Source organism: Microcoleus sp. S36b_A4 (genome assembly GCF_036700645.1).
GTDB lineage: Bacteria > Cyanobacteriota > Cyanobacteriia > Cyanobacteriales > Microcoleaceae > Microcoleus.
Genome location: NZ_JAUBPI010000138.1, coordinates 1 through 12,240, shown reverse-complemented (window position 1 = coordinate 12,240; position 12,240 = coordinate 1). Strand labels below are relative to the sequence as shown.

Below are 12,240 nucleotides of genomic sequence, written 5' to 3'. Positions count from 1 at the left end.
TTGCTTTCATTACTTGTCCTGGGCTGACAGTTTCTTTAACTCTTATTCCCACTTTTTTGTTGACTTCTTCTACCAATTCCATTTCATCTATGATCCCCGCTACTATTCCCAAATGGTCTAAATTTACGATATTTATAGCTTCAGAGGGCTTTTTCATAGTTTTGAAGGTTGCTATACTGGCACAAATTATTATACCTTAAAAAAACCTCAAATGATTGCTATGCAATCATTTGAGGTTTTGGCAATTCTCAATTTCTTTGGATTTAAATCTGCTTGAATATCTGCGGAATGTGGGTTTTACTGTGTTTATTTTTTTCGCGCGGACTTCTCTGGCGTTGATCTTTCTCTCAATCAAGGAATAGCAGATTAGCTTGGTTCTGACTAGCTTAGGGAATTTTCTGAACCTCTCGATCTTCAGCTTGATTCTATCCCAAAGGCAACTACTTTATTTAGTATTAAACTCTCAATACAGGCCTTTCGGGGTTTTCGGGATTGGGAACTAGACGCTGATTTTTGCAATCTACTAGCAAATCTAAAGTTTCTAACACAGTTTGACCGATTAGCACCATATCGCCTAAAACCATTGCCGCCTCAATTGTCTCGCGCCCTTCCAGTTCAATGATAATAGGCCCAGTCAATCCCACTGTTTCTTGTCTGCCATCAGCATATTTTGCTATTTCCTGACTCCTAATTCTTAAACCCAGGTGTTCGCAGACTTCTACAGGAATAGCTGTGCGTACTGCACCACTATCTATGAGTGCTTCTGCTTCATACACGCGCAAAAGACTTGGATTGAGCAATCCTCTCTTGACTAACTCTTCATCAATGGCATTGGTTAGCTTGACTTTGACTCAAACTGCACCCATATTTTTGCTGGCTTGAGTTAGATCGCGATCGAAATTTATCATATCGGCTCTCTTTTCGTCTATAAAGTCTACCTTTGATTCTAGCCCTAATTTATGGTAGTAAGATTCGCAGTGCACAATTTACAAGTAGAGTTTGTACGTAAGTCTTACAGCGTATTGCAGGTTGAGAAAGTGCAGTAGGGACAAAGGCTTTCGCCCTGTCCCTACGGGGATCTATCACCCTTGTGGGGAGTAGGGGTTGGGCATCCTGGCAGCCCTAAACATACAAGTTAAATGCACAAAAGCTTACTCATCTTCTGCATAGATAAACCGATACAATTCGCTAGGATCTGGCTCAGCGCTTTTCTCAGCAAAATCGACTGCATCATCAATTACTGCTTGAATTTTATTATCGATCTCTTTCAATTCTTCAGCAGTTGCCAAAGTTCGATCGATCAAATCAGCAGCCAACTTCTTAATCGGATCGCGGGGGAACCAATATTCCTTCTCTTCCTTAGAACGCAACTCATCAGGATCGGCCAAAGAATGGCCGCGAAAGCGATAAGTCAAAGCCTCAATCAAAGTCGGCCCCTCGCCGGCTCGCGCCCGCGCTACAGCTTCTTTCGCCACTTCCCGCACCGCCAAAACATCCATCCCGTCAACCTCAAAACCAGCCATGCCAAAAGCATGAGCCTTCTTGTAAATCAGCGGGTCAGAAGTAGCTCGCTCGTGGGCCATCCCGATCGCCCATTTGTTGTTTTCCACAACATAAATAATCGGCAACTTCCACAAAGCCGCCATATTCAAACATTCAAAAAACTGCCCGTTATTTGCAGCACCATCGCCAAAAAAACAAGCAGTCACGCCATCGGAACTCTCATCCCCCAAAGCTTCGCGCCGGTACTTCGATTGAAAAGCCGCCCCCGTAGCTACAGGAATCCCCTCAGCCACAAAAGCATAACCTCCCAACAGTCGGTGTTCGGCCGAAAACATGTGCATCGAACCGCCGCGGCCCTTCGAGCAACCAGTTTCCTTTCCGAACAACTCAGCCATTACCTCCCGCGCCGGGACGCCCGCGCTCAAAGCGTGAACGTGATCGCGGTAGGTGCTGCTGACGTAATCAGTGTCATCCCGGCGCATCGATCGAATCACGCCAGTAGACACAGCTTCCTGACCGTTGTACAAGTGGACAAAACCAAACATTTTGCCCCGGTAGTACATCTCAGCACACTTGTCCTCAAAGTAGCGCCCCAAGACCATATCCTCGTAGAGCATCAAGCCCTCATCCCGAGAAATGTTTACGCTTTGCGCGTCAAAAACTGGTAAAGTCCGTTCCTGAACCATAAATAATTAATACCCGACGATCGGCTTCCTAGACATCTAAATTTAAACCCAGATGGGACACAACCGCAGCAGAAAACGATCAAACGTTTTCTGTGCAACAGTTCACCAATTGTTAAAATGTGTTTGGCAGGCGGGGCGGATTGCGGGGACTCGGAGAACAAACTCCCATCTAAACCCCATGCAAACGAATGATATAATTCCATTACTCTCAAACCCGAAAATGCTCAAGAGTCAAACCACTCCTTTAGCTGACGGGCAGTGGGGCAAGGTATTTTCCTCACTGTAAAACGCCTTAGAGCGAAAAAAATCAGAGTATATCTACGGCAAGTCCAACATAGCGCGAATGGGGCGGTTGGACTCCAACACCAGAATTTTTGATTTGGTTTGCGGGAGTATGTCACTTAAGATAGGCTAATTCAGTTGCTAGCGCTTTGGGGAAGTGGACAGTTCTTTAACTTATGTTAATTCCACTAGATTACTACCGGATTTTGGGTCTACCGATTCAAGCTACTGCCGAACAGTTGCAGCAGGCTCACCGCGATCGAACTTTACAGCTTCCGCGCCGGGAGTATTCCGAAGTTGCGATCGTCGCCCGTAAACAACTGCTCGATGAAGCCTGCGCCGTTCTGTCAGACTCAGAGGGGCGCAAAGCTTACGATGCCAGTTTTTTAGCCAAAACTTACGATCGAGAGTCGGAAGCCGCACAGGAAGCCAAGCACCAGAGGTCAAAAACCTCAGCAGGCACGGCCACCTTCCTGCAAGACACAGGAGAAACCGCTCCGCCAGAGTCCAAGACTTTAGAGGCTGCTCCCGACCCCCACACTCCAAGTATTGAAATCGATGACAACCAATTCGTAGGAGCCCTGCTCATACTGCAAGAACTGGGAGAATACGAACTCGTACAGAAGCTGGGTCGCCCGTATCTTAACAATGGCAGCATCGCGATCGCAGAAGGTCGTTTCGGCGACCCCCAGCTCGTGAGGCCAGATATAGTTTTAACTGTCAGCCTTGCCTGTCTAGAACTCGGCCGCGAACAGTGGCAGCAAGGTCAGTACGAAAATGCCGCAAAATCATTAGAAGCAGGTCAAGAATTGCTGCTGCGCGAAAGCCTATTTGCAAGCGTGAGGGGTGAAATGCAAGCCGACATATACAAACTCCGTCCGTACAACATTTTAGAGCTATTATCACTTCCCGAAGAAAAAGTCGCCGAGCGTCGCCGGGGACTGGAAATCCTGCGAGAAATGCTTCAAGAACGAGGCGGTATCGACGGTTCGGGAGATGATCGATCGGGTTTAGGAATAGAAGACTTCCTCCGGTTCGTGCAGCAAATGCGTAAACACCTAACCAGCAGCGAGCAGCAGGCGCTATTTGAAGCCGAAGCCGGCCGCCCCTCCGCAGTCGCCACTTACCTATCGGTCTACACCCTGTTAGCCCAAGGATTTGCCGCCAGACAGCCATCGATGATCCGTCGCGCCAAGCTGATGCTGATGCAGCTCGGTCGCCGCCAAGACGTTCACCTAGAAAAAGCCGTCTGTTCCCTGCTGCTGGGCCAGACAGAAGAAGCCAGCAGAGCCCTCGAACTCAGTTCGGAAAAAGAACCCCTGGCCTTCATTCGCGAACATTCCCAAGATTCACCCGACTTGTTGCCCGGACTGTGCTTGTACGCAGAACATTGGCTACAAGAAGAAGTGTTTCCCCACTTCCGCGACTTGGCCAACGAGTCAGTGTCCTTGAAAGACTACTTTGCTGACCCGAAAGTACAAGCTTACCTAGAAGCTTTGCCACAGGACGCAGAAACCGCCAACGAATGGGTCGTGGTGCAGCCCCGCTCCGGCAAGCTCCCAGGGCGACTGCAACCGACAGCAGGCCGATCGCCCGCTGCCATACCTGCACAGCCACCCACAGCCAAGCAGGGAGCCAGTATGGTCACATTGACCCCCGTACCGGGCGAGGCTTCCACCGCAGCTTCGGGCGCGAAATCCCCGGCAACGGTAGCCGCGCCGAGCGCTGTTGCCCCTGTCTCTCTCCCGATAGCTACAGTGCCACACCCTGCTGAATCGACTTCCAAACATCGCAGACGCCAACATTCAGGGCGCAGCGGAGCAAGCGGCAATGGGCTAAAGGGCGATTTTGTCGATCAGGCGCGCACCAAGGCAGCAGAACTTACCGCCCAAGTTAAGTCCATGCCTCCAAACAAGCTGGCTTTGTTTCTAGTCGCAGGTGTCCTGAGCCTGTTACTCCTGTGGTTAATACTCAGTCTGTTGGCTAGCGCCATGCAAGCCCTATCGGGCCCCCTCCGAGGAGAGCAAGCCCTTGTCCGCCTGGAAGAACCGCCCCTAGAAATCCCTGCCTTGGCCGCGGCCCCAGAGCCGAGCGCTGCAGGCGCAGTGTCGGGAGAAATCACTGAGGAATCAGCCGGACAAATAGTTCAAAGCTGGCTGTCGGCGAAAGCAGCGGCTTTGGGTCCGAATCACGCTGTCGAAGAATTAAAGCAAGTTCTGACAGAACCGGCTTTGTCTCGCTGGCAATTGATGGCAGAAGCTCAACAGCGAAACAACGCGCACCAGCGTTACGTACACAAGCTGCAAGTTAATGGAGTTAAGACGAATCCGACTAATCCCGATCGCGCTCAAGTAGAAGCCCAAGTCGCGGAAAAAGCCGAAGTGTTCGATCGCGATCAGCTCGTTTCTTCCCGCAACGAAAACCTGCGCGTGCGCTACGACTTGATCCGTCAAGAGGGACAGTGGCGAATTATGGATTGGCAAGTGATTAAGTAAGGAATTGTTCAGTTGACAGTTGACAGTTGACAGTTGACAGTTGACAGTTGACAGTTGACAGTTGACTGTTGACAGTTGACAGTTGACTGTTGACAGTTGACTGTTGACTGTTGACTGTTGACAGTTGACAGTTGACTGTTGACAGTTGACAGTTGACAGTTGACCTGGGATACCGACATCTACCTGGAACGAAGAGGATTGGAGTAATGAACAGTCTTCTTTTAATTTCTCCTGATCGGGGTTCTGGCTGTAAACCTATTCTTTCTGGTAATTGGTAATTGGTAATTTTTGCTGGCTAATTACTAATTACCAGTTTCTGATTATTAGGGGAATTTTTAATTCCAAAAGTGGGAGTTTTGAATTGCAGATTATTGTTGAAGGCTGGCGTTTTATTTATCATTCCTATTGCGTAGCCAATCAATTTCAACTGCTGGAAATGCTCGATAGCCAGCGAGGACAAATTGAGCTTTTCCACCGCGATATGCCCTACATTGACGCAGCTTGGGAAACGAAAATTAGTTTGTTCGATCGCCCAAATGAAACATTACTTCGCAGCATTAAGAGCCCTGCGGTAAATCAGTCAGCCGATGTTACCGTGCGAATGTACTGCCCGTGGGACTTCTCGGCATCCAGCAGCGCTCAAACTTGGGTATTTGCAGCGACAGAATGGGGGATTATTACCAGTTCAGTATTACAGGCAATGGGTGTTAAGTCGATCGCCCAAACCCCGGTTAATTCAGAAACGAAAATTATTACACCTTCAGCTTGGTCAAAAGCTGGCTTAATTCGCAGCGGAGTTGAGGCCGATCGCATTGCCGTCGTACCTTTGGGAGTCGATCCTAAGATTTATTATCCTGCTGCGGGCGATCGGCGTCAATCACTGCGCCAAAGCTTGGGCTGGTCAAACTATTTTATATTTTTAAACATCGGCGGACAAACCGATCGCAAAGGTATTCGCCCTTTATTAAAAGCCTTCGCTGCGGTAGTTGACAAATATCCCGATGCGAGATTAGTTTTAAAAGGTTCTGAACTGCTTTATCCGTCGAGAGACGAGATTGCTGAAGCCTGCCGAGTTGTGCTCAACGATGCGGAAAGAGCGAGGGTTTTACCAAGATTAATTTATACTGGTAGCCAGCTATCTTTTGCTCAAATAGCAGAGTTTTACCAAGCAGCAGATGTTTATGTTTCTCCCTATTTGGCAGAAGGTTTTAATCTGCCGGTGTTGGAAGCTGCAGCTTGCGGTTTGCCGGTTATTTGCACGGAGGGCGGCCCTACCGATGATTTTACACGATCGAACTTTGCACAGCGGATTGAGAGTAAATTTACGGCTGTGGTGAGTGACGGCGAAACGTTATTTATCTTAGCTCCTGAGTGGGAACATTTGACTGATTTGATGCAAGGGGCGATCGAACAGCCTGGAATCGCTGCGAAAGCGAGGGTTGCGGGCCCGGCTTTTGTGGCTGAAAATTTTACTTGGAGGCGCGTAGTCGATCGATTGCTTGAGGTTATGGGAGGAGATAAAAAGAGAGAGGAGAGGTCTATTTTTGAGCCAATAATTTTGTAGTTTGAGCGTTTCAAGCCCTAGATGGGGAAATAGGTTTTTTCCGGCGCTAAGGCATCCGTAGCTCCCACTGTCGCGGGTTATGTTTCAATCCCTGATAGGGTTTTAGGTTTTTTCCGGCTTGGATCGTTAATCCACTGATACTGTTTACCTGTAGTTTCAATCCCTGATAGGGTTTTAGGTTTTTTCCGGCATGATCGGATGATGTGTCCTTCAGCTTGCAAGCCCTCGCGGTTTCAATCCCTGATAGGGTTTTAGGTTTTTTCCGGCCGGAAGAAACAAGAGAGCGAACTTCGGCGGGGAGAGTTTCAATCCCTGATAGGGTTTTAGGTTTTTTCCGGCGCTTAACAGTTGGCGATCGCGTAATTTCTATAAGTCGTTTCAATCCCTGATAGGGTTTTAGGTTTTTTCCGGCTTAAGTTTTTCGATTGTTGGTCATTTGTTGGGATTGGTTTCAATCCCTGATAGGGTTTTAGGTTTTTTCCGGCTTGTTTATGTTAATGATTTTATTAAATTTATTATGCCGTTTCAATCCCTGATAGGGTTTTAGGTTTTTTCCGGCAAAATAAAATTTTATAAACCAGCAAACTGTATACGTTTCAATCCCTGATAGGGTTTTAGGTTTTTTCCGGCCCAACAAAATGCAGTTACCCAAGCTGCTGCCGCACGTTTCAATCCCTGATAGGGTTTTAGGTTTTTTCCGGCGTAACCGTGCAGACTTTGCAGCTTCGGCGGCATGTTTCAATCCCTGATAGGGTTTTAGGTTTTTTCCGGCCAAAGTCCGCTGGTTTTCAACGCTGACTTTGTTATCAAATGGGTTTCAATCCCTGATAGGGTTTTAGGTTTTTTCCGGCTAATAATTATTTTATGTGCAATCTTCAACAGCGAGAGTTTCAATCCCTGATAGGGTTTTAGGTTTTTTCCGGCTGGGGGTGTGTGCCAATGTCAACAATATCAGTATGTGTTTCAATCCCTGATAGGGTTTTAGGTTTTTTCCGGCCTTGGGCTTGAGCCACTCATCGAAATCCTGCACGTTTCAATCCCTGATAGGGTTTTAGGTTTTTTCCGGCAGTGGGCTCTTGAAGCTGTACGAGATGAGAAGCGTTTCAATCCCTGATAGGGTTTTAGGTTTTTTCCGGCTGGGTACTGGTTGGTGCTGTTGCTGCGATCGCAATCGTTTCAATCCCTGATAGGGTTTTAGGTTTTTTCCGGCCATAATATATTCTGATGTCGGGGGGGGGGAAATATGTTTCAATCCCTGATAGGGTTTTAGGTTTTTTCCGGCTTTGGTGTTGCTGATGATTTAATTGAATCTTTGTCGTTTCAATCCCTGATAGGGTTTTAGGTTTTTTCCGGCTTGCTGTCGCAGTATCGAGCTATCATAGCCGTCAAGTTTCAATCCCTGATAGGGTTTTAGGTTTTTTCCGGCTCTAATGCTATTTTTCGTACAGGAGATATTGGGAAGTTTCAATCCCTGATAGGGTTTTAGGTTTTTTCCGGCTTCCGGCCTCCAAATCTCTGCAATCTCTCAGCCTCTGCGATCGTTTCAATCCCTGATAGGGTTTTAGGTTTTTTCCGGCGGTGAGGGTTCCAGGCTTGTCCTGGGTTCCACAGTGTTTCAATCCCTGATAGGGTTTTAGGTTTTTTCCGGCGCGATGCCAGTTGCCCAATCTCTCAATTCACTGATACAGTTTCAATCCCTGATAGGGTTTTAGGTTTTTTCCGGCTCTAAGAAATGGAGTTTGTCGCTGGTTAAGCGAGGTTTCAATCCCTGATAGGGTTTTAGGTTTTTTCCGGCTTGAGAATGATACCATTCCAGCCTATAGAACCAGGTTTCAATCCCTGATAGGGTTTTAGGTTTTTTCCGGCGGTACTGATGCCCCAGCTTGACTTACTGGGATTGGTTTCAATCCCTGATAGGGTTTTAGGTTTTTTCCGGCTGTCGTAAAGGTAACACCCAAAATAAACTCCTTCGTTTCAATCCCTGATAGGGTTTTAGGTTTTTTCCGGCTTAAATGTTAAATTCCGAATCCAGATATTCGCGCGTTTCAATCCCTGATAGGGTTTTAGGTTTTTTCCGGCCTACACCACTTGCACCAGCAACAGTAGCAGCACTTAGGTTTCAATCCCTGATAGGGTTTTAGGTTTTTTCCGGCGCTACGCAAGCGAACTGGAAGCGCTGGATGAGAGTTTCAATCCCTGATAGGGTTTTAGGTTTTTTCCGGCCTACAGTCGTGCCAACCGTGAAATCTTGGTCATGTTTCAATCCCTGATAGGGTTTTAGGTTTTTTCCGGCAATAGTGCTGGAAACTTAAGCAATTTAGCCAATAGTTTCAATCCCTGATAGGGTTTTAGGTTTTTTCCGGCTGTCCCCGAAACAAATGATTTAAGTAAATATTTGTTTCAATCCCTGATAGGGTTTTAGGTTTTTTCCGGATTTTGCTTTCTTCAACAGTTGTTGCCTACAACAATGTTTCAATCCCTGATAGGGTTTTAGGTTTTTTCCGGTCGAGACAACTAACCCTGATGGCAGCAAGGAAAAGTTTCAATCCCTGATAGGGTTTTAGGTTTTTTCCGGCGGCCCGTTCCAGAAGCCAGGGTGTATTTGGTTTTCAAAGTACAGTTGCGTCCATATCAAATAAAAGTACCATTCCAGCCTTCGGCTTGTCAATACCCTAGTTTCCATACTCACTCCAAAACCTTATCCTGTAAAGCTTTCACACTTGGCGTCTATCTTTTTTTCACACTAGGGGCATCAAACTCTTGCTGCACATGAGTTTGAGCCAAAAAATTTGATACTCCGATTTTAACACCTACCCATTGACGCAAACTAAGCAAAAAATATTGTGCGCTCAACGGACTCTACCCCACCAATACGTTCGATCTTAACCTGAGAGCAAGCGCACAGCGGAAAAAACCAAATACTGTCTTCCTTGGGTTAGATGACTTTTTTCGGCGTGGCGATCGTAACTTAGACTTGAGTCCTTGCCTGCATCAATCTCTTCAACTGGTTGGATGACTTTTTTCGGCGTGGCGATCGTAACTTAGACTTGAGTCCTAGCCTCCATCAATCTCCTCAAACGATTCCGCCAACCAGAAAGCAAAGCGATTAAAAAACAACTCCGATATATCAAAAAAATTTAGCTCATATTCAACAGCTAACGAGTTAGACACTGATCTCTAAAATCTCACGAAAAAGCCAGATAAAAGCTGCCAAGTCGTAGACTTATCAAAATCTATGCTTGAGAAAATCACAGACCAAAACTTATATTCTATAGAAACTGAATCCCCAATTAATTGCTAGGAGTGATTGGCCCCAACTTATTAATCGAAACCTAAACCTTCAACAATAAGCGAATTTTTACCTGCTATATTTGCGGTATTTGTGATTCGCCGTTCCGAAAAATATTATTAGCCAATTGCATACAGAATCCCCAAATTAACTTAAAATCAGTACAGTGGCATTTACCTTAAAACAACCTATGACAAAAGCCGAGATTAGCACCAAAAACATCACAGTTCCTAACGGGGATTTGCAAATAGCTGCATACCTAGCCCAGCCAGCCTCCCCAGGGCAATTTCCCGCAGTTATCGTGATTCAAGAAATCTTTGGTGTCAACTCCCACATCCGCGAAGTTACTGAAAGAATAGCAAAAGAAGGATATGTGGCGATCGCCCCAGCCATTTACCAGCGTCAAGCCCCCGGCTTTGAAACCGGCTACACACCCGAAGCCATCCAAATCGGCAGAGAATACAAAGAAAAAACCACAGCTTCCGAACTTCTCGGCGATATCCAAGCCACCATCGATTACCTCAAAACTCTACCCTCTGTCAAACAACAAGGTTTTGGCTGCATCGGTTTCTGCTTTGGAGGACACGTCGCCTACCTCGCCGCTACTTTGCCCGAAATCAAGGCTACAGCGTCGTTCTACGGCGCCGGTATCGCCACCCAAACCCCCGGCGGCGGAACCCCCACGATCGCCCGCACAGCAGACATTAAAGGTACTCTATACGCCTTTTTTGGCACTCAAGACCCCAGCATTCCTTTAGAACAAGTTGACCAAATCGCCGCAGAATTGCAAAAACACAGTATTTCTCACCAAATTTTCCGCTACAATGCCGATCACGGCTTCTTCTGCGACCACCGCGGCAGTTACGACGCTACGGCAGCAGCCGACTCGTGGGTGCAGGTGAAGCAGCTATTTCATCAGCAACTTCAACCAGCTTAGAGAGTGGGAGATGGGGAGATAGGGAGATGGGGAGAGTGGGAAATTTTTTTCTACTGACGACTGCCAACTAAATTACTGACAACTGACAACTAAACTGACATGAATTCCAAATCTACAGGTTCTCAAAGCGCAAAAGCATCCTTTTCAATGGATGATTTTGCTAAAGCCCTCGAACAGCACAATTACGAGTTCCAGAAGGGACAAGTAGTGCGCGGCAAAGTGTTCGAGTACGACTCAAACGGCGCGTATGTTGATATCGGCGGCAAGTCTTCGGCTTTTTTGCCGATCGAAGAGGCTGCTTTGAGAACAGTAACGGATTTGTCGGAAGTGGTTCCGCTGGACGAGGAACGGGACTTTTTGATTATCCGCGAACAAGATGCAGATGGCCAAGTTACTTTGTCTCTGCGGCAGTTACAAATTCAGCAAGCTTGGGAAGATTTAGTTGAATTGCAAGAAACCGGTAAAGTTCTTCAGGTGCGGGTTTCTGGGGCAAATAAGGGCGGCGTGACTGTAGATGTTCAGGGAATGCGCGGTTTTATTCCCCGATCGCACTTAGTCGATCGCGATAACCTAGAATCGCTGATCGGTCAATCTTTGAGCGTGAATTTTTTGGAGGTCGATCGCGAACGAGAAAAACTCGTACTTTCCCAGCGGATGGCGACTCAATCCAATGCCTTCAAGGACTTGCAAATTGGTCAGTTGGTGGAAGGAAAAGTCAGCAGCATCAAGCCTTTTGGCGTGTTTGTGGACTTGGAAGGAGTTAGCGGTTTGCTGCACATCAAGCAAGTTAGCCAAAAATATATTGATAACCTTGGCAAGGTGTTTGCTCCCGGTCAACCCCTAAAAGCGATCGTGGTTGACCTCGATGAAAGTCGTGGTCGAATTTCACTTTCTACTCGGGTACTGGAAAATTATCCAGGGGAAATGGTGGATAAAATGGCGGATGTTATGGATACCGCAGAAGAGCGATCGGAACGTGCTAGAAAGACTCTTTCTTAAGTCTTGATATAATTACCACCCCGACTTATTAAAGAAGTGGGGGTGGTAAAAGTGCGATCGTTTTACGTTTAATTAAGTTGATTTACTTATTTTGCATTTTACATCGACTTCTTCTACCAGTTTCCCAAAACAATCCCATTATAGGCTAACTCCAAACCCCTATCTACTAAGTTAATACCTCTCGCCAATCAAAACTCCAAAATAGTCTTACTTCTTCCTTTAGCTATCTAACTTCATTTTAGCGTTCGTTATTTGACCCCATTAGCTACTACTCCCAATACTTTAAAATCGGCTACATTTAGTTGATCTAAAGCTTTGCTTACCAGACCGCGCTCGGTTTTTTCTATTTTTACAATCAGCACTGTACCATCAGTTTGAGAAGCTAGTAAATGACCATCTGCTAAACCCATTAAACTGAAGTTCCCCCATTGACAAAAGGCGTCGGAGTATGTAGGGTAAACCTTTGGAGGATTTTGACTCCGGTT

General features: G+C 46.7%; 8 protein-coding genes, 1 pseudogene and 1 CRISPR repeat array. Of the genes and pseudogenes, 5 read left to right on the top strand and 4 right to left on the bottom strand.

Annotated features, from left to right (window positions below; genetic code table 11):
• On the bottom strand, window positions 1-157 hold a 157-nt coding region (locus tag QUA03_RS26840; RefSeq protein WP_333216488.1), incomplete at its 3' end, for a DUF4277 domain-containing protein.
• Between the two features lie 120 nt (window positions 158-277).
• On the opposite strand from QUA03_RS26840, the gene QUA03_RS29080 reads away from it, so the two are divergent.
• Entirely contained in the window at window positions 278-370 is a 93-nt protein-coding gene (locus QUA03_RS29080; protein WP_445304877.1) for an MrcB family domain-containing protein, read from the top strand.
• Window positions 371-455: 85 nt separating this feature from the next.
• Here QUA03_RS29080 and QUA03_RS26835 read toward each other — a convergent pair whose 3' ends face one another.
• Both QUA03_RS26835 and pdhA read right to left on the bottom strand, forming a co-directional pair.
• Entirely contained in the window at window positions 456-800 is a 345-nt protein-coding gene (locus tag QUA03_RS26835; protein WP_333216487.1) for a clan AA aspartic protease, read from the bottom strand.
• Between the two features lie 351 nt (window positions 801-1,151).
• Complete coding sequence (gene pdhA / locus QUA03_RS26830; RefSeq protein ID WP_006634162.1) at window positions 1,152-2,189, bottom strand: pyruvate dehydrogenase (acetyl-transferring) E1 component subunit alpha; 1,038 nt, start codon at window positions 2,187-2,189, stop codon at window positions 1,152-1,154.
• Window positions 2,190-2,647: 458 nt separating this feature from the next.
• Here pdhA and QUA03_RS26825 point away from each other — a divergent pair, with 458 nt between their 5' ends.
• From QUA03_RS26825 to QUA03_RS26810, 4 genes are all read left to right on the top strand, one after another.
• Window positions 2,648-4,966 carry an IMS domain-containing protein gene (locus QUA03_RS26825; protein WP_333216485.1) on the top strand — a complete coding sequence of 773 codons (2,319 nt, stop codon included), beginning with the start codon at window positions 2,648-2,650 and terminating at the stop codon, window positions 4,964-4,966.
• Window positions 4,967-5,327: 361 nt separating this feature from the next.
• On the top strand, window positions 5,328-6,530 hold the full coding sequence (locus QUA03_RS26820) for a glycosyltransferase family 4 protein (protein WP_333216483.1): 1,203 nt from the start codon (window positions 5,328-5,330) through the stop codon (window positions 6,528-6,530).
• 81 nt (window positions 6,531-6,611) lie between these two features.
• Window positions 6,612-9,106: a CRISPR direct-repeat array (repeat unit 37 nt; unit sequence GTTTCAATCCCTGATAGGGTTTTAGGTTTTTTCCGGC).
• Between the two features lie 903 nt (window positions 9,107-10,009).
• Window positions 10,010-10,756, top strand: a complete 747-nt coding sequence (locus QUA03_RS26815; RefSeq protein ID WP_333188131.1) for a dienelactone hydrolase family protein — start codon at window positions 10,010-10,012, stop codon at window positions 10,754-10,756.
• Window positions 10,757-10,855: 99 nt separating this feature from the next.
• The gene (locus tag QUA03_RS26810; RefSeq protein ID WP_333081864.1) at window positions 10,856-11,755 is read left to right on the top strand and encodes a S1 RNA-binding domain-containing protein; all 900 of its coding nucleotides are present in this window, start codon (window positions 10,856-10,858) and stop codon (window positions 11,753-11,755) included.
• A gap of 248 nt (window positions 11,756-12,003) precedes the next feature.
• Here the strand turns inward: QUA03_RS26810 and QUA03_RS26805 are convergent.
• A pseudogene (locus QUA03_RS26805) lies at window positions 12,004-12,240 on the bottom strand (hypothetical protein); the annotation flags it as partial.